Below are 23,453 nucleotides of genomic sequence, written 5' to 3'. Positions count from 1 at the left end.
CAGCGGGCCCCGACGATCGCAACGCCGAATCCTGCCAGCGGCCGTACGGGAACAGTCGACGCGTCAAGCGCCGTAGGCAGGAGCGGGGGACCCAAGGTAAGTGCCACGCCCGGTAGTTGACCGGGAGTGGCTTGGGGTGAAGACGTGCGCCGAGAGCGCGCGGCCGGGCACTCACCCGCCCGAACCCGACAGCTCACCTCGCAGGCGTCGGTGAGGGGATCACTCCATGCTGCTTTCCAGCAAGGGCAAGCACCGCCGCCCGACCGCTTTCGATCGGACTACCCGCATCGCCACGCTCGCCGGCGTGACCGGTGTGGCCATCGCCGCCCCGCTGATGGCGGCCGGCAGCGCCTCCGCCGCCACCGACTCCGAGTGGGACGCCGTCGCCCAGTGCGAGGCCGGCGGTAACTGGTCCATCAACACCGGCAACGGCTACTACGGCGGCCTGCAGTTCTCGGCCTCCACCTGGGCCGCGTACGGCGGCACCGCCTACGCCTCCACCGCCGACCAGGCCTCCAAGTCCCAGCAGATCGCCATCGGCGAGAAGGTCCTCGCCGGGCAGGGCAAGGGCGCCTGGCCGACCTGTGGCACGGGCCTGTCCAGCACCCCGAACGGCGGCGGTGCGAGCAGCAGCTCGCCCTCGGCCGACACGCAGAGCGCGAGCACCACCCGTACGACGGAGCAGCCCGCCTCCCGTTCGGCGGAGCGCCCGGCCGCCGAGAAGACCGTCTCCACCCCGACCGGCGAGAAGGTCGCGAAGGGTGACGGCGAGTACAAGGTCGTCGCGGGTGACTCCCTCAGCACGATCGCCGAGAAGAAGAACGTCAAGGGTGGCTGGCAGCAGCTGTTCAAGCTGAACAAGGACATCGTCGACGACGCGGACTTCATCTACCCGGGTCAGCAGCTTCACCTCGGCTGACCTCGGCCGGCCTGGGGTGACCTCGGCTGCCCTCAGCTGAATGACAGCCCCCTCATAAGAGGGGTCTCCACACTGGAGACCCCGGTGAGGGTCACCCCCGTCCCCACGGGCTCCCCGCTCTGGCGCGTGTTCCCCCGTACGCGCCGGGGCGGGGCTTTTTGTTCCCTGGGGGAACAATGTTTACCCTCAGTTCTGCCCAAGAGGTGGTCGACCGGCTGGCCGATCCCTCCGAGCCGGTTAGGCTCATCTCGCGTAGCCGAACGCGGCTCCGCGCCGTGCGGGCCTCGCGGCCCCGCGTACCCGCGTCACATCCCAGAAGGAGATGCTCGTGCCGTCCATCGACGTCGTCGTAGCCCGGGAAATCCTGGACTCCCGAGGCAACCCCACGGTCGAGGTCGAGGTTGGCCTCGACGACGGCAGCACGGGTCGTGCCGCCGTTCCGTCCGGCGCCTCCACCGGCGCCTTCGAGGCCATCGAGCTCCGTGACGGTGACCCCAACCGTTACCAGGGCAAGGGTGTCGAGAAGGCCGTCCTCGCCGTCATCGAGCAGATCGGCCCGGAGCTCGTCGGCTACGACGCCACCGAGCAGCGCCTGATCGACCAGGCGATGTTCGACCTGGACGCCACCGACAACAAGGGCTCCCTCGGCGCCAACGCCATCCTCGGCGTCTCGCTCGCCGTCGCGCACGCCGCCTCCGAGGCGTCCGACCTCCCCCTCTTCCGCTACCTGGGCGGCCCGAACGCGCACCTGCTGCCCGTTCCGATGATGAACATCCTGAACGGCGGGTCGCACGCCGACTCGAACGTCGACATCCAGGAGTTCATGATCGCCCCGATCGGCGCGGAGTCCTTCTCCGAGGCCCTGCGCTGGGGCGCCGAGGTCTACCACACCCTCAAGAAGGTGCTGAAGACCAAGGGCCTGTCCACCGGCCTCGGCGACGAGGGCGGCTTCGCCCCGAACCTGGAGTCCAACCGCGCCGCGCTCGACCTCATCCTCGAGGCCATCAAGCAGGCCGGTTACGTCCCCGGCGAGCAGATCGCTCTCGCACTCGACGTCGCCGCGTCCGAGTTCTACAAGGACGGCAAGTACGAGTTCGAGGGCAAGTCCCGCTCGGCCGCCGAGATGACCGAGTACTACGAGGAGCTCGTCTCCGCGTACCCGCTCGTCTCCATCGAGGACCCGCTGTACGAGGACGACTGGGCCGGCTGGAACGTCATCACCGAGAAGCTGGGCGACAAGGTCCAGATCGTCGGCGACGACCTCTTCGTCACCAACCCGGAGCGCCTGGCCCGCGGCATCGAGGAGGGCTCCGCGAACGCCCTGCTCGTCAAGGTCAACCAGATCGGCTCGCTGACCGAGACGCTGGACGCCGTCGAGATGGCCCAGCGCAACGGCTTCAAGTGCATGATGTCCCACCGCTCCGGCGAGACCGAGGACGTCACCATCGCCGACCTCGCCGTCGCGGTGAACTGCGGCCAGATCAAGACCGGCGCCCCGGCCCGCTCGGACCGCGTCGCCAAGTACAACCAGCTGCTGCGCATCGAGGAGATCCTCGACGACGCGGCGGTGTACGCAGGTCGCAGCGCCTTCCCGCGCTTCAAGGGCTGAGCGTTCCCGCAGTTCCGCTTTGCGGACCACGGGCACAGCAAGGGCTGAGCCTTGCAGCCGTAACAGCCGTAGGAAGCGTCGTACGTACGTCCCCGTACTCGGTCCCGTACCGTGTGCGGGGACGTACGCACGTCCAGGTGGGTACAGGTATCGGGGAGGCGGGACTCATGGCCGTGAAGGACCGGGACCGGTTCTCCACCGCGACCAGGCTGCGGCTGCTCGGTGAGCAGACGGCCGCCCGGGTCTACCGCTCCCAGACCAAGCGCCAGGCCCGCCGTTCACGGCTGACCGGGAGGGCCGCGCTCCTCGCCCTCGTCATCTGTTCTCTGATCGTGGCGCTCGCGTACCCGATAAGGCAGTACGTGTCCCAGCGCGCCGAGATCGCCGACCTGGAGCGGCAGCGGGAGCAGGCCCGGGCGCGGGTCGAGCAGTTGCGCGACCTCAAGGCACGCTGGCAGGACGACGCGTACGCGGAGCAGCAGATCCGGGAGCGGCTGCATTATGTGATGCCGGGCGAGACCGGATACATCGTGATCGACCCGGACGCGGCGAAGCAGTCGCGGACTGACCAGGGGGCGGCAGCCCGGCCTTGGTACGCCAACGTCTGGGACGGCGTCGACAAGTCCGACCGCTCCGACCGGTGAACCGCCGAACCGCCGTACCGCCGTAGTGACGTAGTGACGTAGTGACGTAGTGACGAAGAAAGAGACTTGAGCACAGGCATGGAAACGCCCCCGCCGCCCACCCCGCGCACCGAGCCGACCGACGCGGATGTCGAGGCCTTCAAGCAGCAGCTCGGCCGACCGCCGCGCGGACTGCGCGCGATCGCGCACCGCTGTCCCTGCGGGCAGCCGGACGTGGTGGAGACGGCGCCCCGGCTCCCCGACGGGACGCCGTTCCCGACGACGTACTACCTGACGTGCCCGCGCGCCGCCTCGGCGATCGGCACGCTCGAGGCCAACGGCGTCATGAAGGAGATGACGGACCGGCTGGCGACCGACCCCGAGCTGGCCGCCGCCTACCGCGCCGCGCACGAGGACTACATCGCCCGCCGTGATGCCATGGAGGTCCTGGAGGGCTTCCCGAGCGCCGGCGGCATGCCGGACCGGGTGAAGTGCCTGCACGTGCTGGTGGCGCACTCCCTGGCCGCGGGGCCGGGGGTGAACCCGCTGGGCGACGAGGCGATCGCGATGCTACCGGAGTGGTGGCGCAAGGGGGCGTGTGTGACTCCCGCGGGCCCGCCCACCGGCGACGGCTGGCAGGTGGACACCTCGGACGACGGCTCGGGCTACTTCGCCTTCAAGCCCGTGGAGCCCGCAGAGTCCGTGGAGTCCGTAGAGGAGGACGAGAAGTGACACGCGTCGCCGCCATCGACTGCGGTACGAACTCCATCCGCCTCCTCGTCGCCGACGCCCACCCGGACACAGGGGAACTCGTCGAACTGGACCGCCGGATGACGATCGTCCGGCTCGGCCAGGGCGTCGACCGCACCGGCCGACTCGCCCCCGAGGCTCTGGAGCGGACCTTCGCGGCCTGCCGCGAGTACGCGGCGATCGTCAAGGAACACGGCGCCGAGAGGCTCCGGTTCGTGGCGACCTCGGCGTCCCGCGACGCCGAGAACCGGGATGAGTTCGTACGAGGAGTCCTGGACATCCTCGGGGTCGAGCCCGAGGTCATCTCCGGGGACCAGGAGGCCGAGTTCTCCTTCACGGGGGCGACCAAGGAGCTGACGGGGCGGGACGACCTCGCCAAGCCCTATCTGGTCGTGGACATCGGGGGCGGCTCGACCGAACTCGTCGTGGGCGACGACCACGTACGCGCCGCCCGCTCCGTGGACATCGGCTGCGTACGGATGACGGAGCGCCACCTCGTCCACGAGGGCGTGGTCACCGACCCGCCGACCCCCGCCCAGATCGACGCGATCCGCGCCGACATCGAGGCCGCGCTGGACCTCGCCGAGCGGACCGTCCCGCTGCGCGAGGCCCACACTTTGGTCGGCCTCGCGGGTTCCGTCACCACGGTCTCGGCCATCGCGCAGAACCTTCCCGAGTACGACTCGGCAGCCATCCACCACTCCCGGATCTCCTACGACCGCGTCCGCGAGATCACGGAGTGGCTCCTCGCCTCCACCCACGCAGAACGCGCCGCGATCCCCTCGATGCACCCGGGGCGCGTCGACGTCATCGCCGCCGGTGCGCTCGTACTGCTCTCGATCATGGAGCGGATCGGCGCGGCGGAGGTCGTGGTCAGCGAGCACGACATTCTGGACGGGATCGCCTGGTCCGTGGCGTGAGTCGAGGCCGCCGTGGTGCGACCTCAGAGCGATGGAAACGGCGGTGTGAGGAGATCTTTACGACCCGTCGACACTCTCTCCTGAGCAGTTCGGATAACGTATGAGCGCGATCAGAGGCCATTCGGGTTCTCTTGTCGACACGCCGCCAGAAAACTTCGTGAAGTAGTTCACAAGGAAATCGGCCCTGTTGGGCGACGATAGGGCCGCCCGGGTCCCCCTAGGGGGCTCACCAGGCCCGGGAGGGTGCTCAACGGAGCGTTCCGGGCGTGTTTCCTGCGGATGAAACGGGAGGCCTGTTCGACCCACTCGGACACCGGAGCGGCAGCTCACGGGGTGTTGACAACGGTCCGCGTTACACGGTGGTTCCCCTGTACCGCCATGACCTCCGTCACGTGAGCCGCGCAGTGTAGCAGAGGCCTCACCCAAGCTTGTGAAGGGGCGCACGAGCGACCCTCCAGGGGCGGGTGGATACTCGATGGCATGAGCACCACGGAGCGTCCCAGGATCCTCGTAGTAGGCGGTGGGTACGTAGGCCTGTACGCAGCTCGGCGCATTCTCAAGAAGATGCGCTACGGAGAGGCGACCGTCACGGTCGTCGACCCCCGGTCGTACATGACCTACCAGCCCTTCCTCCCCGAAGCCGCCGCCGGCAGCATCTCCCCGCGGCATGTCGTCGTCCCGCTGCGACGCGTGCTGCCCAAGGCGGAGGTCCTCACCGGCCGGGTCACCACCATCGACCAGGACCGCAAGGTCGCCACGATCGCCCCCCTCGTGGGTGAGGCGTACGAGCTGCCTTTCGACTACCTCGTCATCGCGATGGGCGCGGTCTCCCGCACCTTCCCGATCCCCGGCCTCGCCGAGCAGGGCATCGGCATGAAGGGCATCGAGGAGGCCATCGGCCTGCGCAACCACGTCCTTGAGCAGCTCGACAAGGCCGACTCCACGACTGACGAGGAAGTCCGCCGCAAGGCGCTCACCTTCGTCTTCGTCGGCGGTGGCTTCGCGGGCGCGGAGACCATCGGCGAGGTCGAGGACATGGCCCGCGACGCGTCGAAGTACTACACCAGCGTGTCCCGCGAGGACATGCGCTTCATCCTCGTCGACGCCGCGGACAAGATCCTTCCCGAGGTCGGCCCCAAGCTCGGCCAGTACGGCAAGGAGCACCTCGAGGGCCGCGGTGTGGAGGTCTACCTCTCCACCTCCATGGACTCGTGCGTCGACGGCCACGTCGTCCTGAAGAACGGCCTCGAGGTCGACTCCAACACGATCGTCTGGACGGCCGGCGTCAAGCCGAACCCCGTCCTCTCCCGCTTCGGTCTGCCGCTCGGCCCGCGTGGTCACGTGGACACCCAGGCCACGCTCCAGGTGCAGGGCACGGACTACATCTGGGCCGCCGGTGACAACGCGCAGGTGCCGGACGTCGCCGCCCGCAAGGCCGGTGTCGAGAACGCGTGGTGCCCGCCGAACGCGCAGCACGCGCTGCGTCAGGCCAAGGTCCTCGGCGACAACGTGATCTCCGGTATGCGGGGCTTCCCGCAGAAGGAGTACAGCCACTCCAACAAGGGTGCTGTCGCGGGTCTCGGCCTGCACAAGGGCGTCGCGATGGTCGTCATGGGCAAGATGAAGATCAAGGTCAAGGGCCGTCTGGCCTGGTACATGCACCGTGGCTACCACGGGATGGCCATGCCGACCTGGAACCGCAAGATCCGGGTCATCGCGGACTGGACGCTCGCGGCGTTCCTCAAGCGTGAGGTCGTCTCGCTCGGGGCCATGGAGACTCCTCGTGAGGAGTTCTACGAGGCCGCGAAGCCGGCGCCGGCCGCTGCGGCGCCCGCCAAGGCGGAGGAGAAGGCCAAGGCCTCCTGACCTCCGGTCACTGTTCAGCGCTCAGCCCGAAGGGGCCTCCCGCCATCCGTGGTGCGGGGGGTCCCTTCGGCGTTCGGTGGGTGTGCGGGGCCGAGGGGTTTCGCCCCCGCCGCCCCTACCCGTCCCGTCCCCAGGGGCTCCGCCCCCGGACCCCCGGCAGGTTGTTGCTTTGCTGCGGGGCGGTGGGGGCTGGGCGCGCAGTTCCCCGCGCCCCTGAGGCATCTCAGCCCGTCCGGCGATTGAGGACGAGGCCGTTCAGGCCGAACGGGGGTCTGGGCGGAGCCCCCAGGGGATGGGGATGGGTAGGGGCGGTGGGGGCGAAAAACGCATGGTGCGTACAACTATTTTGCTCAGTTGTAACGCGTTAGGGGGACTGCGAACCAGGTCAGTTGGTGTTTACGTGGTGTTGGAGCGTTCGGGGAGTTTTGTCTCGGAGGTGTACGCCATGCAAGACGCCGCGCTGCGGCTGAAGAGCCTTGTCGAACAGTTGCTGGGAGTCCCGCTGCCGGTGCGCATCCGCGCCTGGGACGGGTCGGAAGCAGGACCGCCCGGCGCCCCCACCCTCAACGTGCGCAACCGCCGCGCGCTACGGCACCTGCTGTGGAAGCCGGGGGAGTTGGGGCTGGCCAGGGCCTGGGTCGCCGGGGATCTCGGCGTCGAGGGTGACTTCTACGCCGCGCTCGACCTGATGTCGGGGCTGGTGTGGGACCGGGGCGAGGGCGCCCGGGGGGTGGTGGAGGCCCTGCGCGACCCCGAGGTGCGCGCAGCCGTCCGCGGGCTGATGGTGATGGCCAAAACCCCGTTGCCGCCGACCCCGCCCGGCGAGGAGGTCCGCAGGCGCCGCCACCTGCACACCAAGCACAGCGACAAGCGCGCGATCAGCCACCACTACGACGTGGGGAACGATTTCTACGAGATCGTCCTCGGGGCGTCGATGGTCTACTCGTGCGCCTATTGGGAGCCGGACGGCACCCTGGAGGGCGCCCAGCGCGACAAGCTGGAACTCGTCGCCCGCAAACTCGACCTGAGGCCGGGTCAGCGGCTCCTCGACGTCGGCTGCGGCTGGGGCTCGATGGCCATTCACGCCGCCCGTGAGCACGGCGTGAGCGTCGTCGGAGTCACGCTCTCGCAGGAGCAGGCGGCATACGCGCGCAAGCGGGTCGCCGATGAGGGGCTGACCGACCGGGTGGAGATCCGGGTCCAGGACTATCGGGACGTCGCCGACGGGCCGTACGACGCGATCTCCTCCATCGGCATGGCCGAACACGTCGGCTCGGAGCGCTACTTGGAGTACACGGAGGTGTTGTACCAACTTCTCAAGCCCGGCGGCCGGTTGCTCAACCACCAGATCGGGCGGCGGCCGCGGCGGGATGAATCGGCGTACTCCGTCGACGAGTTCATCGACGCGTATGTCTTCCCGGACGGCGAGCTCGCCCCCATCGGCACCACCGTGGCGCAGCTGGAGCGGGCCGGGTTCGAGGTCCGCGACGTCGAGTCCCTGCGCGAGCACTACGCGCTCACCCTGCGCCACTGGGTCGCCAATCTCGAGGCGCAGTGGGAGCGGGCCGTGCAGCTCACCAGTCCCGGGCGCGCCCGGGTCTGGCGCCTCTACATGGCGGCCTCCGCGCTCGCCTTCGAGCGCAACCGCATCGGCGTCAACCAGGTGGTGGCGATCAGGACTCCTGAGTCCTCCGGCGCCTCCGGGATGCCCCTGCGGGCGCGCACCTGGAACTGACACGGATATGAGAGGGGCCCCGTTCCGGCAAACAGGAACGGGGCCCCTCTCAATGTATCCCGACTCGTCCCTACTCGGACTTGATCGCCGCCAGCATGTTCAGGCGGGCCGCACGCCGGGCCGGCCACAGCGCGGCCAGGACCCCGACCGTCGCCGCGAGCAGCAGGAAGACGCCCATCCGGGCCCAGGGCAGGACCAGTTCGTACGTCGCCATGCTGCTGCCGATGAGTTCACCGGCCGCCCAGCCGAAGAACACGCCCAGGCCGATGCCGAGCACGCCGCCGAAGAGCGAGATGACGAGGGACTCCAGGCGGACCATTCGCTTGATGCCCTTGCGGTCGAGGCCGATCGCGCGGAGCATCCCGATCTCCTGGGAACGCTCGAAGACCGACATGGCCAGGGTGTTGATGACACCGAGGACGGCGACGATGACCGCCATCGCGAGCAGGCCGTAGAGCATGTTCAGCATGAGCGTGAACATCTGGGAGATCTGCTCGGAGATGTCTTTCTTGTCCTGGACCTGGATGGCCGGGTTGTCGCCGAGGGCCTTCTCCAGCTTGTCCTTGGTCGCGTCGGACGTGCCGCCGGCCGTCTTCAGCATGACCTGCATGTCGTAGGTGTCCGTCTGGTGCGGCGAGAGCGTCGCGTTGTCGAGGATGATGCCGTTGATCATCTCGTTGCCCTCGTAGACCCCGGCGACGGTCAGGCTCTGCTTCTTGCCGTCCTCGTACGACACCGTGAAGTCCGAACCGGCCTTCCAGCCGTGCGACGCGGCGGTGTCCTTGTCGACGACGATCCGCGTGCCGTCGACCTTGAAGGCGCCGTTGTCGATCGTGAGGGCGGTGAGCTTGGCGATGGCCGCGCCGTTGACGCCTGTCAGGTACTCGGTCTCGCCGTCGATGCGCGCCGGCGAGTTGCGCAGGGAGCTGGTGTCGGTGACGTCGTCGAGACCGGCGAGGGTCTTCTCGACGTCGGGCGAGAGCGAGTTGCCGTTCGCCATCGAGACGACGTAGTCCGCCTTGATCGCGGAGCTGGCCATCTTGTCGATCGACGTCTGCAGGCTCCCCGCCATCACCGTCATTCCGGTGATCAGGGTGAGGCCGATCATCAGCGCCGAGGCGGTCGCGGCGGTACGGCGCGGGTTGCGGACCGAGTTCTGGCGGGCGAGCTTGCCGGAGACCCCGAAGATCCGCAGTACGGGCGCGGCGGCCGCGATCAGCGGGCGGGACAGCAGCGGGGTGAGGACGAAGACGCCGAGGATCAGCAGCACCGCGCCGATGCCCATCGGGGCCTGGCCGTCCGAGCCGCTCATGGTCGTGGCGTACAGGACCACGGCGATGCCCGCGCCGGCGAGCAACGAGCCGAGCGTGTTCCGTACGACGAGGGACTTGGTGGTCGCCTTCGCGTGCACGCTGCTCATCGCGGCGACCGGCGGGATCTTCGCGGCGCGGCGGCCCGGCAGCCAGGCGGCCAGCATCGTGATGAGGACGCCGACGATCAGGGCCGTCGCGACGGTGCCGGGCGAGATCACCAGCGGGCCGTCCGGTACGACGCCGAGCGAGCCCACCAGGGAGCGCATGGCCGCACCGATGCCGACACCCGCGGCCAGACCGGCCACGGCCGCGACCGTGCCGACGACGAAGGCCTCGAGCAGCACGGACCGGGTGACCTGCCTGCGCGAGGCGCCGACGGCACGCAGCAGGGCCAGCTCCTTGGTGCGCTGGGCGACCAGCATGGTGAAGGTGTTGGCGATGATGAACGTACCGACGAAGAGCGCGATACCGGCGAACACCAGCAGGGCCGTCTTCATGCCGCTCATCGCCGAGGCGATCTGGTCGGCCTGGTCGTCGGCGAGCTGCTTGCCGGTGGTGGTGGAGGCGATCTCGTCCGGGACGACCTGGTCGAGGGCGCTGCGCAGGGCGGTCTGGCTGGTGCCGACCGCGGCCTTCACATCGATCTCGTCGTACTCGCCGACCCGGTCGAAGAGCTGCTGCGCGGTCGCCGTGTCGAAGAGGGTGAGGGAGCCGCCCGCGGCGACGTTGCCGTCGTCGGTGGTGAAGATGCCGACGATGGTGGGGGTGAGCACCGGGCCGTCCACGGACAGCCGTACGGTGTCGCCGACCTTGTACCCGGCCCGCTTCGCGGTCTCCGAGTCGATCGCGATCTCGTTCGTCCCCTGGGGTGCGTGGCCACTGCTCAGCGGATACCGGGGGTCCTTCTTTCCCCAGTAATTCGCGCCCTGCGACTGGAAGCCGCCGCCGATGAGCTTGCCGTCCTTGTCGGCGATGGCGGTGAAGCCGCTCACGACACCGATGGTGGTACCGGCGCCAGGGATCTCGGCGGCCTTGTCGAGCAGCGCCTGCGTGAGCTTCTGCTCCTTGCCGACCGTGTCGCCGCTGTCCTCCGGGGTCTCCGGCTGGATGGCTACGTCGACCTGGTCGAAGCCCTTGGCGGAGCTCTTCTGGTAGGCCTCCGAGAGGGTGTTGGTGAAGACCAGGGTCCCCGACACGAACGCCACGCCGAGCATCACGGCGAGCACGGTCATCAGGAGCCTGGCCTTGTGCGCGAGCACGTTGCGCAGGGCGGTACGGAACATGGGTTGTCTCAGTTCAGTGGGGAGGGAGGGTCGGGAGGTCTTCGGGGCGTCAGGCGTTCGGGGTGGCGCCTCTTCCCTGCCGGGACGGCACCCGCTTCCCCGCCGGGACGGCGATCAGCCGCGACGGTGGTGTTCGGCGGTGCCGAACGGGCTTGGATCGGCGGGGGCGTCCGCGGGGGTGATGCGTCGGCCGGGACGCGGCCCCTTGCCCCTGCCTGCGGCGGTCGGTTCCGGCAGGTGGCCGAACCCGGGGCAGGCGGTGGTCACGTGCGGCCGGTGCCGAACCACCGTGATCGGCGGGGTCGGCGGGGTCGGCGGCGCGGCGGCGCGGTGAGTCGGTGGGGCAGCGGGCGGCCGTAGCGCGCTGCCCGCGCGCTGCCCGGCCCCGCCCGGCCCGCCCGGCCGCGGTGGACCGACCCGGCGGGCCTCAGCTCGTGCGGCCCTTGGCGTCGAACTGCTTCATGCGGTCCAGGACCGAGTCCGCGGTCGGCTCGAACACCTCGTCGACGATGCGGCCGTCGGCGAGGAAGACCACGCGATCGGCGTAGGCCGCGGCGACCGGGTCATGGGTGACCATGACGACGGTCTGCCCCAACTCCCTTACCGAGTTGCGCAGGAAGCCCAACACCTCCGCGCCCGAGCGCGAGTCGAGGTTTCCGGTCGGCTCGTCGCCGAAGATGATGTCGGGCCGGGAAGCGAGCGCACGGGCGACGGCGACGCGCTGCTGCTGACCACCGGAGAGCTGGGAGGGCCGGTGGCTGAGGCGGTCGGCGAGCCCGATCATCTTGATGACCTTGTCCAGCCACTCCTTGTCGGGCTTGCGGCCCGCGATGTCCATCGGGAGGGTGATGTTCTCCAGGGCCGACAGCGTCGGCAGCAGGTTGAACGCCTGGAAGATGAAGCCGATCTTGTCCCGGCGGAGCTTGGTGAGCTGCTTGTCCTTGAGGGAGCCCAGCTCGGTCTCCCCGATGCGCACGGAGCCGGAGGAGAAGGTGTCGAGACCCGCCACACAGTGCATCAGCGTGGACTTGCCGGACCCCGAGGGGCCCATGATCGCGGTGAACTCGGCCTGACGGAAGTCGACGGAGACCCGGTCGAGGGCGACCACCTGGGTCTCGCCCTGTCCGTAGACCTTGGACAGTTCCGTGGCGCGGGCTGCCACCGTGGTGGTCCGGTCGGCGAGGGGCGTGGTGGTCACGGGTGGGTGCTCCTGTCGGGACGACGACGTTCTGGGGGACGGGTTCCATCGTCGCTGCCGTTCGGCGCCGTGTAGTCAGCCGCTGTTCCGGTTCCGGGGACAGCCTTGGGTCGCACTGCGGGTGGGCCGTGTCATACCTGGGGATGAGGGCGTCCCCTGAGCGGTGTCCGGGTGCGACGTCGCGGAGTCCGTCTGTCGGCCACGCCAGGCACGCGTTCGTACGGTGAAATTCCGTCATTCCGTATACGCGGGCCCTCGCCACCCGAAAGGCTATTGGCAAGTGCGGATGGCCCGTACCGGGGGCTGATGCACCCTCAGACATCAATAAAATAAGACAACATCGGGCTGCCCGCCCGCTGTTCGGGGGATGCGCCCCGATAGGCTCGGAACCTCGATGCGGAGTCCATGGCCTGCCCGGATGGTGGAATGCAGACACGGCGAGCTTAAACCTCGCTGCCCCTCGCGGGCGTACCGGTTCAAGTCCGGTTCCGGGCACCTCCCGCACCTGCCACGCAGGGCGCGGGCCACCTTCGGGAGTGTTCCGGACGTGGCCCGCTGTTCTACGGAGCTTCGTATCGCGGTGGAGGAATCGCGGCGAAGGAATCGCGGTGGAGGACCTGAAGGCCGACGCCGACAAGGACGCCACCCAGGTTCCTCGCCACCGGCACGGGGGGCGAACTCACGCGCCGTACGGCCCCGCAGTCCTTCCGGCTGCGGGGCCGTGGTCGTCCGGTCCGGTCAGGCGGTGCTCACCGCGCACTTGCCGCGCTCGGCCTTCATCGGGCCGTCGGCGGAGGGCCGGACATCGAAATCGAATATGGCGCTGGGTACGTACAGCGAGCAGCAGGCATTGGGGATGTCGACGATGCCGCTGATGCGTCCCTCGATGGGTGCGGAGCCGATGAGCAGGTAGGCCTGCTCTCCGCTGTAGCCGAACTTCTTGAGGTACTCGACGGCGTTGAGGCAGGCCCGGCGGTAGGCCAGCGTCGCGTCCAGGTAGTAGTTCGTGTCCGTGTCGTGGTCGACGGAGACCCCGATGAAGGTGAGGAACTCCGTGTACCGCGGCTCGACGTTGCCCGGAATGAACACCGGGTTGGTGGAGATGCCGTACGTCTCCATGCCGCCCTTGATCAGGTCGACATGGAAGTCGATGAAGCCGCCCATCTCGATGGCGCCACAGAACGTGATCTCTCCGTCGCCCTGGCTGAAGTGCAGGTCGCCGCCGGAGAGCTTGGCGTCCTTGACGTATACGGGGTAGAAGACCCTCGAGCCTCGCGTGAAGTTCTTGATGTCGTGATTGCCTCCGTTCTCGCGGGCCGGCACGGTGCGTCCGCCTTCCGCGCCGATGCGGGTGGCGAGGTCTCCGGTGGCCGTGCCGGCGAGTGCGTTGTTGCCGTCCGGCTCCAGGGCGAGTGGCGGGACCCGGTCCGGATCGGTGTCGATCAGCGCCTTCTCGCGGGCGTTCCAGCGGGCGAGCATCTCGGCCGACGGTGCTGTTCCGAACAGCCCGGGGTGGGTGATTCCGGTGAAGCGGATCCCGGGCAGGTGACGGGAGACGGCCTGCTGACCGTGGAAGTCCCATACCGCCTTGTAGGCGTCCGGGAAGTAGTCGGTCAGGAAGCCGCCGCCGTTGGCCTTGGCGAAAATGCCGGTGTAGCCCCAGCTCTGGCCTGCCGCGTCGCCGCTCTGCTGCGGCACGGGGCCGAGGTCGAGGATGTCGACGACGAGCAGGTCACCGGGTTCGGCGCCCTCCACGCCTATGGGGCCGCTGAGCATATGAGGGATGGTCAGGTCGATGTCGCGTACGTCGTTGGCTGTGTCGTTGTTGCCGATCTGGCAGTCGGTCCAGTCGCGGCACTCCATACGGAACTCCGCTCCCGGCTTCACCATGGCGGCGACGGGGACGTCCGGGTGCCACCTGTTGTGTCCGGGTACGTCCTGGTCACGCATCGACTTGGTCTGGTCGATCTTGAATACGACTTCGGGCATTACAGCTCCTCATTTCCGATCAGGTCACGTAGGTGCGTGCACGCTTCCGGCCGGCGGTGCTCCCCGGGCCGCCCGGGCCGGCTGCCGAGACCTGGTGCGCGGCCACAGCCCTGCGAACACCACGACGCCGAACACCGCCAGGGCGATGGCGATCTCGGTGGGGTGTTTCCAGTAGCCGGAGAGCAGCATCCCGGCGGGAATCACTCCGGTGACCCAGCCCTGGATCGCCGTTACCCAGCCCGTATAGGTTCTGAGGCCGTCCATCTTGAGACCGAGCAAGAGGAAGAACAGGAACCACAGGAATGCCCAGTAGAGCCAGATGACCCCGAAGGGCTGGTCCTTGAAGAGCCGGAAATTGACGTACGCGTACCCCAGGGCCGCGACTGCCACGAACAGCGAGTAGTAGCCGACGCCGGTGCTGTCGAGGTCGGCGAGCAGGCCGATACCTACGTAGAGGTAGGTGAAGCCGAACAGATAGATTCCGGACGCCGCCAGGATCTTGTCGGGGTCACCGTCGGCGGTGAAGATGAGGTAAGTCGGCGTCAGTACCTGCAGTGCGCCGATGAAAAGGTTGAACACCGCTCCAGACTTGGCGTCGACCTTCCCGAGAAGCAGCATGCCGTTGATGAAGAGCACCGCACCGACAAAGAGCAGTCCCACATTGCCCACGGGGACGCACCTCCTCAGTCCGCGTGGGGGACGGAATTTCCGATACCCGCCTGAGACGTCCCGCCTGGTCGACCACCGCCCTCAGGGCCGGGGCAACCGCGAGAGCGCGGGGTGCGGGCGCCGTGGCACCCTTCTGCCCGGCGGTACTTCGGAAACCACTGCCGGGACATCACGGGACTGCTCCTCCCGCTCATGGAGGGCGGTGACCGTGTGCGAAGTCAGTGCGAGGCCGGGCGAGGAGTACACGCGTTTTGCGGTGCCCGCGCAAACAGGGCAGCCATAAGCGGCGGGCGCGGTCCCGATCGCCAACTTCACATCGAAAGGCCCACAACGGCTGCATCGATATTCATAGGTTGCCATCACCACTCCGGATGCCGGTGGGAGGCTGGCCAACCCGAGAGGGAGGCGCGGCACTCTCGTAGGCGCACGCCACATTTTTTATTCCTCACTTTCAAGGAGACGACTCGCGTATGCGCGTGTCAAGTCGCGGAAGGCCGGGCCGCTGTGTTCCGCCGGCAGGAACGTCGCCTCGGGCACATTGACGGCGAACCTCGTCAGCGGAAACGTCCCGCCGGTGTGGGAGATCCGGCCCCGGTTCGTCATGGGACGACCTGCGCGTCATCATGGGACGACCCGACCGCCGCCCGATGACTGCCGCTGTCGACGTCCCCGGGGATTGCCGCACTGTCGACGGGGATTGCAGCGCCCACTCCCACTCGACTAAAATTCAAGATCATCGGTGCCGATCGGTTCAGGTGCCCGACCGGTTTTCCGGACCAGTGGCCCCACCGATGGAGGACGGCCATGGCAAAGATCCTTGCGGTGCTCTATCCGGATCCCGTGGGCGGTTATCCACCCGATTACGCCCGCGACGAGATTCCCACTATCACCGGCTACCCGGGCGGTCAGACCGCGCCGACCCCGCAAGCCATCGATTTCACCCCGGGACAGCTCCTCGGCTGTGTCTCGGGAGAACTGGGACTGCGCCGCTTCCTGGAGGAGCGAGGACACACGTTTGTCGTCACGTCCGACAAGGAAGGCGCGGACTCCACGCTGGATCGCGAACTGCCCGACGCCGACGTGGTGATCTCGCAGCCCTTCTGGCCCGCCTATCTGACCCCCGAGCGGATCACCGGCGCTCCCCGGCTCAAGTTGGCGATCACCGCGGGGATCGGGTCGGACCACGTCGACCTGCCGAGCGCGATCGGCCACGGCATGACCGTGGCGGAGGTGACCTTCAGCAACAGCATCAGCGTGTCCGAGCACGCCGTCATGCAGATCCTTACCCTGGTGCACAACTATCTGCCCGCCCACGACTGGGTGACCACCCAGAAGGGCTGGAACATCGCCGACAGTGTCTCGCGCGCCTACGACCTCGAAGGGATGGACGTCGGCGTCCTCGGCTCCGGCCGTATCGGCCAGGCGGTGCTGCGCCGCCTCAAGCCGTTCGACGTGACGCTGCACTACTGCGATGTGCACCGGCTGCCCCGGGAGGTCGAGGAGGAGCTGGACCTGACCTGGCATCCCGACGTCCGGTCGCTGGCCCCCGCGGTCGACGTGCTGTCGATCCACACCCCCCTGCATCCGCAGACGCAGAACCTCTTCGACGACGAACTGATCGGGGCGATGAGGCGCGGTTCGTACATCGTCAACACGGCACGTGCGCTGATCGTCGGCCGCGACGCCGTGGTGCGGGCCCTGAACAGCGGCCAACTGGCCGGGTACGCCGGTGACGTCTGGTATCCGCAGCCGCCACCGCCCGACCATCCCTGGCGCACGATGCCGTACGAGGCGATGACACCGCATGTGTCCGGTTCGACCCTCTCGGCGCAGGCGCGCTATGCCGCCGGGACCCGGGAGATCCTGGAGTGCTGGTTCGACGGGCGTTCCATCCGCCCGGAGTACCTGATCGTCGACGGGGGCGGTCTCGCCGGGACGGGAGCGCGTTCCTACACGGTCGCCTGACGGCGCGGTTCCCGCACGGTCGCCCGGCGGCGCGTTCCTCCACGGTCGCCCGGCGGCGCGTTCCTCCACGGTCGCCTGACAACGAATAACTGCCGCGGACAAGAAATCAGCAGCGGATTCCGCGGAAGATCTACTTATGCCTGCCGCGGGCCCAATGCCCGCTGTGAGCCGACTCACGCCGAATTTCGCTGGACGGGCGCGATCGAGAGCTTTAGCTTCGTTAAATAGTTTGATTTTCCATTATGCGAAGGCACCGGCGCCGCGCATACTGTTTCGCAAGAAAAACAAGGCGACCGCACGCCGGGAAGGTGGATCAGTGAGCAGCATGGACGCCGTATGGGTACGGGGCGTGAACGGCATTCAGATGCATCACGTGACCGATCTTCAGGATGCTGGACGATTTCTCGGTAACGCAGCGATGGCACTACGGGCCGCGCATGTGAGGACCGGCGCCGATCGGTACGTCGGACTCGCCACCGAGCTCAAAGCCCTGGTGCAGCGGGTGCGGGAGCTGGAGGACGAGGCGCGCTCCAGCATGCACGAACTGCACTCCAGCGACCCCGAGCGATTCGTCCGCTGCCGGGACGGTCACGAGCCGTGGCCCGGTGAGATCCCGGCGGGCTTCATTCCGCGCCACACCTGCAAGGACGAATGCCTGTACCACGACCGCGACGTCCTCGAAGCGATCATGCAGTGCACCTGCGGCCGGCCGCCGTGCCAGGCGTGCGAGATCGGCGGACAGCTCTGACGCCCTGACGGGCCCGGACACGGCCCGCGGTGGGCTCCCCCCGAAGGGGACCCTGCCGCGGGCCGTCGTCGTCCTCGGCCTTTGAATGGCTGCTCAGTGCCGAAGGGCCGGCGGAAACCGTTGACAGCCCGCGCGTGCGGTCGGAAACTTCTGGAACGAAATGGTGAAGTAAATTTCACCAGACGAACTAGGCGAACATGCGTGAGGAACGCGAAGGGGCGTGCCGGATGCGTACCACCGTCGGGATCATCGGGGCCGGGCCGGCCGGGCTGCTGCTGGCGCGGCTGCTGCACAACGCGGGGATCGACTCCGTCGTACTGGAGAGCCGTGAGCGGGCGTACGTGGAGCAGCGGCAGCGTGCCGGAATCCTGGAGCAGGGGACCGTGGACGTCCTGCGGGCCGCCGGGGCCGGGGAACGGATGGACCGGGAAGGGCTGCGGCACGACGGGATCGAGCTGCGGTTCGAGCGGCAGCGGCACCGCGTCGACTTCCCGGCTCTCACCGGCGGGCGCTCCGTGATGGTGTACGCCCAGACGGAGGTCTGCAAGGACCTCATCGCGCTCCAGCGAAAGGAGGGCGGGCCGCTGCTCTTCGAGGCCGAGGCGCTGGAGGTGGAGGGGGCCGAGAGCGAACGGCCGCGGGTCCGGTTCCGGCACGAGGGGCGTGAGGATGTGCTCGAGTGCGAGTACGTCGTCGGCTGCGACGGGTTCTGGGGGGTGGCCCGGAAGGCGGTGCCCGCCGAGCTCTCCCGCACCTTCGAACGGACGTACCCGTTCGGCTGGCTCGGGATCCTCGCCGATGTGCCGCCCTCCCACGACGAGCTGGTCTACGCCCGCCACGACCGCGGCTTCGCCCTGCTGAGCATGCGGTCGCCCGCCGTGTCCCGGCTCTACCTCCAGGTGCCCGAGGGTACGGACCCCGAGGCGTGGGCGGACGACGACATCTGGGACGAGCTGGAGCGGCGCTTCGAGACCGACGACGACTGGCGGCTGCGGCGGGGGCCCATCACCGCCAAGTCCGTCACCCCCATGCGGAGCCACGTCCACGAGCCGATGCGGCACGGTCGGCTCTTCCTCGCCGGGGACGCCGCCCACATCGTCCCGCCGACCGGTGCCAAGGGGCTCAACCTGGCCGTCGGGGACGTGGTCACCTTCGCCCGTGCGCTGGTCCATCTGGAGGAGACCGGATCGGCGGAACGCCTCGACGGTTACTCCGAGACCTGTCTGCGCCGCGTCTGGCAGGCCGAGCGGTTCTCGTACGACATGACGACCCTGCTGCACCGCGCCCCAGACGCGACCCCCTTCGACGACCGCATCCAGCTGGCAGGCCTGCGTCGGATCGCGACCTCGCGGGCGGCCGAGACGGACCTCGCGGAGGGGTACACCGGATTTCCCCTCGCCTGAGACCGGCTCAGACCGCCTGAGACCGGCTGAGGCCGCCTGAGGCTGCCTGAGACCGGCTGAGGCCAAGGGGTGCTGTCACGGCTTGGTACCAAGCCTCGCCGGGCGTGCACCCCCCGCGTACCGTGGGCATCGCAAGGGAAAGATCCTCCCCAAGCACTAGGGTCATTCTTTTGCCTACCTATTACTCTTGAGCCCAAGGCCACGCAGGGTGGCCATGGAGGAGTGAAATGAGGAGCAGCAACCCGGTCTTCTCGCGACGGGGCTTCAGCCGCGACAACGGCTACGCGGGATTCAACGCGGCGCCGCAGGCCGGGGGACCCGCTGTCGGCACGCAGGCCAACCCGTATGCGCAGCAGGGCGGCAACCCCTACGCGCAGAACCCGTACGCCCAGCAGGACCAGCAGTACGGCGCCCCGCCGCAGGCCCCGGTCACCACCGGCCGGATGACGATGGACGACGTCGTCATGCGCTCGGCCATGACGCTCGGCACCGTCGCCGTCGGCGCCATCCTGGCCTGGGCCCTGCTGCCGGTCACCAGCACCAGCTTCGGGCTCGCCATCGGCTCCGCCCTGGTCGCCTTCGTGCTGGCCATGGTGCAGTCCTTCAAGCGCACGGCCTCGCCCGCGCTGATCCTCGGTTACGCCGCCTTCGAGGGCGTCTTCCTCGGGGTCATCAGCGAGATGTACAACAGCCAGTGGTCCGGCGCGCCCTTCCAGGCGGTGCTCGGCACCATGGCGGTGTCCGGCGCGACCCTGCTGATCTACAAGGCGGGCTGGATCCGCGTGACCGCGCGGTACGCGCGCATCGGCATGGCCATCGCCATCGCCTTCATCCTGGTGACGGCGGTCAACCTGCTGCTGGTCGTCTTCGGTGTCGCCGAGAACGGCGGGCTGCGCAGCATGGGCCCGCTCGGCGCGATCGTCGGCATCATCGCGATCATTCTCGGCGCGTTCTTCCTGACCCTCGACTTCAAGCAGATCGAGGACGGCATCGCCTACGGCGCGCCGAAGGAAGAGGCCTGGCTGGCCGCGTTCGGCCTGACCATGACCCTCGTCTGGATCTACGTCGAGATGCTGCGCCTGGTCGCCATCTTCAGCGGCGACGACTAAAAGGGCGACGACTAAACGGACCGGTAGGTGACGTGAAGGGCCCGCGAACTCAGTGGTTCGCGGGCCCTTTGTCGTTCGGACGCTTGTCGTCGTTTCGATGCTTGCCGTTCGGATACCTGGTCGTCTCGGTGGTGCGCGCTCAGAGCAGTTTGCGCGCGGCCCTCCTCAAGTCGTACTCGTGGATGATCGCCTTGGCGTGGCCGTACGCGAGGTCGTGCTCGGCGCGGAGCCAGCTGACCTTCTCCTCGAAGCGGAAGAGAGAGGGGCCTTCGTCGACGGTGCGCAGCCAGTCGGAGATCTCACGACCGGTGCAGTGGGGGATGCGAGCGAGCAGATTGCGATGGGTCTCCGCGGAGAAGACTTGGGACATCGGCGCCTCCGGACGCAAAGGGGATGTAAGCCGGTCCTTCACGCCACGGTGCCTGAGGGTTGGGTTGTTGGCAACAGTCCCGCCACGGCGCGTAGTCTCGCGGCGTGCTTGATACGACGCCGCTGACCCGAGCCGTGGATCACTTCGCCGACCGGTTGCGGGCCGCGCCGCAGAGCCGGCTGCAACGGAGCGCTGCCGCCGAGGCGCTGGGCCTGGCCAGGGAGTTGGCACTGCGTGCCCAGCGGGTGGAGGACCCTTCCGGGGAGCCCCGCGTGATGCCCGACGCGGGGATGTTCGCCGCCGCCGACCAAATCACCGTCGCCGCTCATGATTTGGCGCTCGTACTGAAGGACGAGGGCGAGTTGGCGGAGGCGGTCGCTCTGGTGGCGGAGGCACAGAAACGCGCCGGGGTCTGATCCGGTGATCGACTCCGGCGCGCTGTACGTGGTGCGCTGCTTCCTGCCGCGGTTCCTACAGCGACGCTATGACGCGGTCCGCCAGGATGTAGATGTTCTCCTCGCCGCACGCGAACGTCAGTGCGTACGCGCCCGACACGCCGGAGCCGCCCAGCAGGACCGGAGACTCGCCCGCGCGCAGGGCCGCGGCCAGTCGCTCGGCGGTCTCGCGGTGGCCCGGGGTCATGCACAGCGTCGTACCGTCGGCGAAGACATAGACGTCGAGGGTGCCGAGGGGGCCGGGGCGGACGTCCGCCAGCTCCGTGCGGGACTCGGCGAGTTCCTCCAGGCAGGCCACCGTGCGCTCGTAGTCGTTCACGACGGGTGACTGGACCGGTACGAAGTCCGGGTGGGAGGGGTGTCGGCGGCGGGCCGCTGCCAGTTCGGGCGAGTCCCCGGCGAACTCCTCGGCCTCCACGCCCGGCTCGCTCACCGGCTCCAGGTACTCCAGGCCCATGAAGTCCGACTGCCGGGGCAGGAACAGCTCGCTGTCGGGCAGGCCGCCGAGCAGCGAGGGCGCGTCCGAGGCGTCGCGCGCCTCCTGGGCGGCCCAGAACGCCCGTGCTTCGGCGAGCTCCCGCTCCCGCTCGTCGGCGAGTGCCTCGGCGACAGCGGCACGTATCTCGTCCGCGTCCGCGGCCGCGCGCGCGGCCGGCACGAGGCCGCGTGCGGCACTGGAGCGGCTCGAGGCGAGATCCGTGTGCAGGGCCGCGACCTGCCGACGCAGACCCCGCAGGGCGCGCAGAACGGCGACGCCCACGGCCGCGGTCGCGGCGGTGGTGAGCAGCAAAGCAATTGGCATGGCGCTCACTGACGTACTCCCGTGTTCAAAGTCGACCCCCGACTTCCTATCTCAGCTTGAAGGGCGGACCATGCGGCTGTCAGTGCGTAACGTCACGAAAGGGATAGGGCTTTGGGCCCGGGGTTTAGCTGCGTAACGGCTCTGACCTGCGTAGATCCTCCTCCAAGAGGAGATAGGTCACATCTTGGGCGGGATTGGATCACAAATCGGCCCAGGGTCCCGGCGGTTACGGGACGCTGGGCCGATCCGGTCACACCGGGTTCAACGGTGGTGACGCGAACGGGATCGCTGACGCAGGGTCAGCTGAGGCGCTCGATGACCATCGCCATGCCCTGGCCGCCGCCGACGCACATCGTCTCCAGGCCGAACTGCTTGTCGTGGAACTGGAGGGAATTGATGAGCGTGCCGGTGATGCGGGCGCCGGTCATGCCGAAGGGGTGGCCGACGGCGATCGCGCCGCCGTTCACGTTCAGCTTCTCCAGCGGGATGTTCAGGTCGCGGTAGGAGGGGATCACCTGGGCGGCGAACGCCTCGTTGATCTCGAACAGGTCGATGTCGTCGACGGTCAGGCCGGCGCGCCGCAGGGCCTGCTTGCTGGCCTCCACCGGGCCGAGGCCCATGATCTCGGGGGAGAGGCCCGTGACGCCGGTCGAGACGACGCGCGCGAGCGGGGTCAGGCCGAGCTCGCGGGCCTTCGTGTCGGACATGATCACGAGGGCGGCGGCGCCGTCGTTGAGGGGGCAGCAGTTGCCCGCCGTGACGAGGCCGTCCGGGCGGAAGACGGGCTTCAGGCCCTGGACGCCTTCGAGGGTGACTCCGGCACGCGGACCGTCGTCCTTGCTGACGACCGTGCCGTCGGGGGTCGTGATCGGGGTGATCTCGCGCTCCCAGAAGCCGTTCTTGATGGCTTCCTCGGCGAGGTTCTGCGAACGGACGCCGAACTCGTCCATGTCCTGGCGGGTGACGCCCTTGATCCGGGCCAGGTTTTCGGCGGTCTGGCCCATCGCGATGTACGCGTCCGGGACGAGGCCGTCCTCGCGCGGGTCGTGCCAGGTGGTGCCCTCCTGCTCGGCGACGGCCGCGGTGCGGGCCTCGGCCTCGGCGAAGAAGGGATTGCGGGTGTCCGGGAGGCTGTCGGAGTTGCCCTTGGTGAAGCGGGAGACCAGCTCGACGCCGGCCGAGATGAAGACGTCGCCCTCGCCGGCCTTGATGGCGTGCAGGGCCATGCGGGTGGTCTGGAGGGACGAGGAACAGTAGCGGGTGATGGTGCAGCCCGGGAGGTGGTCCATGCCCATCTGCACCGCGACGATGCGGCCGAGGTTGTTGCCCTGCTCGCCGCCGGGGAGGCCGCAGCCGAGCATGAGGTCGTCGATGTCCTTGGGGTCCAGCTCGGGGACCTTGGCGAGGGCGGTCTGGATGATCGTGGCGGTCAGGTCGTCGGGGCGTACGTCCTTCAGGGAGCCCTTGAAGGCGCGGCCGATCGGGGAGCGGGCGGCTGAGACGATCACGGCTTCGGGCATCACGGCTCCATTGGCGTTACGGGGTGGACGGGCAGGGCTGCTTGGGAAGTTACCCGCACGTACCGTCCAGGTCACCGCTCTGGTCGTGTGACTCCGGCCGCACTTTTCTAAGCGCTTGCTTTCCTTGCCCCCGCCGCCCCTACCCGTCCCATCCCTGGGGGCTCCGCCCCCAGACCCCCGCCAGGGGCGCTGCGCCCCCTGGACCCC

The 23,453-nt window shown here is 68.7% G+C and carries 20 protein-coding genes, 1 tRNA gene and 1 riboswitch; of the genes, 13 read left to right on the top strand and 8 right to left on the bottom strand.

Features of this window, described 5'->3' with window-relative positions:
- Positions 1-58: 58 nt before the first annotated feature.
- Positions 59-222: riboswitch (cyclic di-AMP (ydaO/yuaA leader) on the top strand.
- 4 nt (positions 223-226) lie between these two features.
- The 7 genes from AB0D57_RS40645 to AB0D57_RS40615 all read left to right on the top strand — a co-directional run bounded on the left by AB0D57_RS40645 (position 227) and on the right by AB0D57_RS40615 (position 8,422).
- Positions 227-919: a transglycosylase family protein gene (locus AB0D57_RS40645; protein WP_362085765.1), complete on the top strand. Its 693-nt coding sequence runs from the start codon at positions 227-229 to the stop codon at positions 917-919.
- Positions 920-1,241: 322 nt separating this feature from the next.
- Positions 1,242-2,528 carry a phosphopyruvate hydratase gene (eno, locus tag AB0D57_RS40640; RefSeq protein WP_356275861.1) on the top strand — a complete coding sequence of 429 codons (1,287 nt, stop codon included), beginning with the start codon at positions 1,242-1,244 and terminating at the stop codon, positions 2,526-2,528.
- 167 nt (positions 2,529-2,695) lie between these two features.
- Positions 2,696-3,172 (top strand): septum formation initiator family protein, encoded by a 477-nt coding sequence (locus AB0D57_RS40635; RefSeq protein ID WP_362085761.1) that lies wholly within the window; start codon positions 2,696-2,698, stop codon positions 3,170-3,172.
- Positions 3,173-3,250: 78 nt separating this feature from the next.
- On the top strand, positions 3,251-3,883 hold the full coding sequence (locus tag AB0D57_RS40630; RefSeq protein ID WP_362085759.1) for a DUF501 domain-containing protein: 633 nt from the start codon (positions 3,251-3,253) through the stop codon (positions 3,881-3,883).
- Positions 3,880-4,821 carry a Ppx/GppA phosphatase family protein gene (locus AB0D57_RS40625; RefSeq protein WP_362085757.1) on the top strand — a complete coding sequence of 314 codons (942 nt, stop codon included), beginning with the start codon at positions 3,880-3,882 and terminating at the stop codon, positions 4,819-4,821. The genes AB0D57_RS40630 and AB0D57_RS40625 overlap by 4 nt, the downstream gene beginning before the upstream one ends.
- A gap of 480 nt (positions 4,822-5,301) precedes the next feature.
- Positions 5,302-6,687 (top strand): NAD(P)/FAD-dependent oxidoreductase, encoded by a 1,386-nt coding sequence (locus AB0D57_RS40620; RefSeq protein ID WP_362085754.1) that lies wholly within the window; start codon positions 5,302-5,304, stop codon positions 6,685-6,687.
- A gap of 445 nt (positions 6,688-7,132) precedes the next feature.
- Entirely contained in the window at positions 7,133-8,422 is a 1,290-nt protein-coding gene (locus tag AB0D57_RS40615; RefSeq protein ID WP_362085751.1) for a cyclopropane-fatty-acyl-phospholipid synthase family protein, read from the top strand.
- 70 nt (positions 8,423-8,492) lie between these two features.
- Here AB0D57_RS40615 and AB0D57_RS40610 read toward each other — a convergent pair whose 3' ends face one another.
- Both AB0D57_RS40610 and AB0D57_RS40605 read right to left on the bottom strand, forming a co-directional pair.
- On the bottom strand, positions 8,493-11,018 hold the full coding sequence (locus AB0D57_RS40610) for an FtsX-like permease family protein (protein ID WP_362085748.1): 2,526 nt from the start codon (positions 11,016-11,018) through the stop codon (positions 8,493-8,495).
- 427 nt (positions 11,019-11,445) lie between these two features.
- Positions 11,446-12,216 (bottom strand): ABC transporter ATP-binding protein, encoded by a 771-nt coding sequence (locus AB0D57_RS40605; protein WP_362085745.1) that lies wholly within the window; start codon positions 12,214-12,216, stop codon positions 11,446-11,448.
- 412 nt (positions 12,217-12,628) lie between these two features.
- On the opposite strand from AB0D57_RS40605, the gene AB0D57_RS40600 reads away from it, so the two are divergent.
- A tRNA-Leu gene (locus AB0D57_RS40600) sits at positions 12,629-12,711 on the top strand.
- Between the two features lie 243 nt (positions 12,712-12,954).
- Here the strand turns inward: AB0D57_RS40600 and fmdA are convergent.
- The 3 genes from fmdA to AB0D57_RS40585 all read right to left on the bottom strand — a co-directional run bounded on the left by fmdA (position 12,955) and on the right by AB0D57_RS40585 (position 15,234).
- Entirely contained in the window at positions 12,955-14,205 is a 1,251-nt protein-coding gene (gene fmdA, locus AB0D57_RS40595) for a formamidase (protein WP_362085742.1), read from the bottom strand.
- A gap of 24 nt (positions 14,206-14,229) precedes the next feature.
- A complete protein-coding gene (locus AB0D57_RS40590) occupies positions 14,230-14,874 on the bottom strand; it encodes an AmiS/UreI family transporter (RefSeq protein ID WP_362085739.1) in 645 nt (214 codons plus the stop codon).
- 81 nt (positions 14,875-14,955) lie between these two features.
- The gene (locus tag AB0D57_RS40585; RefSeq protein ID WP_362085736.1) at positions 14,956-15,234 is read right to left on the bottom strand and encodes an FmdB family zinc ribbon protein; all 279 of its coding nucleotides are present in this window, start codon (positions 15,232-15,234) and stop codon (positions 14,956-14,958) included.
- A 444-nt stretch (positions 15,235-15,678) separates the two neighbouring features.
- Here AB0D57_RS40585 and AB0D57_RS40580 point away from each other — a divergent pair, with 444 nt between their 5' ends.
- From AB0D57_RS40580 to AB0D57_RS40565, 4 genes are all read left to right on the top strand, one after another.
- Positions 15,679-16,839, top strand: a complete 1,161-nt coding sequence (locus AB0D57_RS40580; RefSeq protein ID WP_362085733.1) for an NAD-dependent formate dehydrogenase — start codon at positions 15,679-15,681, stop codon at positions 16,837-16,839.
- A 325-nt stretch (positions 16,840-17,164) separates the two neighbouring features.
- Positions 17,165-17,587 (top strand): hypothetical protein, encoded by a 423-nt coding sequence (locus AB0D57_RS40575; protein ID WP_362085790.1) that lies wholly within the window; start codon positions 17,165-17,167, stop codon positions 17,585-17,587.
- A 227-nt stretch (positions 17,588-17,814) separates the two neighbouring features.
- Positions 17,815-18,990, top strand: a complete 1,176-nt coding sequence (locus tag AB0D57_RS40570) for a 4-hydroxybenzoate 3-monooxygenase (RefSeq protein ID WP_362085730.1) — start codon at positions 17,815-17,817, stop codon at positions 18,988-18,990.
- A gap of 227 nt (positions 18,991-19,217) precedes the next feature.
- Positions 19,218-20,099: a Bax inhibitor-1/YccA family protein gene (locus tag AB0D57_RS40565; RefSeq protein WP_362085727.1), complete on the top strand. Its 882-nt coding sequence runs from the start codon at positions 19,218-19,220 to the stop codon at positions 20,097-20,099.
- A 139-nt stretch (positions 20,100-20,238) separates the two neighbouring features.
- On the opposite strand, the gene AB0D57_RS40560 is transcribed toward AB0D57_RS40565, so the two are convergent.
- A complete protein-coding gene (locus tag AB0D57_RS40560; protein WP_362085724.1) occupies positions 20,239-20,469 on the bottom strand; it encodes a DUF4287 domain-containing protein in 231 nt (76 codons plus the stop codon).
- Positions 20,470-20,573: 104 nt separating this feature from the next.
- Between AB0D57_RS40560 and AB0D57_RS40555 the strand changes: the two genes are divergently transcribed.
- Positions 20,574-20,885, top strand: coding sequence for a hypothetical protein (locus tag AB0D57_RS40555; protein ID WP_362085721.1), 312 nt, complete (start codon positions 20,574-20,576; stop codon positions 20,883-20,885).
- A gap of 55 nt (positions 20,886-20,940) precedes the next feature.
- Here AB0D57_RS40555 and AB0D57_RS40550 read toward each other — a convergent pair whose 3' ends face one another.
- Together AB0D57_RS40550 and AB0D57_RS40545 are read right to left on the bottom strand one after the other, a co-directional pair.
- Entirely contained in the window at positions 20,941-21,726 is a 786-nt protein-coding gene (locus AB0D57_RS40550) for a hypothetical protein (protein ID WP_362085787.1), read from the bottom strand.
- Between the two features lie 299 nt (positions 21,727-22,025).
- Positions 22,026-23,246: an acetyl-CoA C-acetyltransferase gene (locus tag AB0D57_RS40545; protein ID WP_362085718.1), complete on the bottom strand. Its 1,221-nt coding sequence runs from the start codon at positions 23,244-23,246 to the stop codon at positions 22,026-22,028.
- Positions 23,247-23,453 lie beyond the last annotated feature (207 nt).

Source organism: Streptomyces sp. NPDC048275 (assembly GCF_040652275.1).
GTDB lineage: Bacteria > Actinomycetota > Actinomycetes > Streptomycetales > Streptomycetaceae > Streptomyces.
Note: the sequence above shows the minus strand (reverse complement) of the source record. Positions and strands in the feature narration are given on the sequence as shown.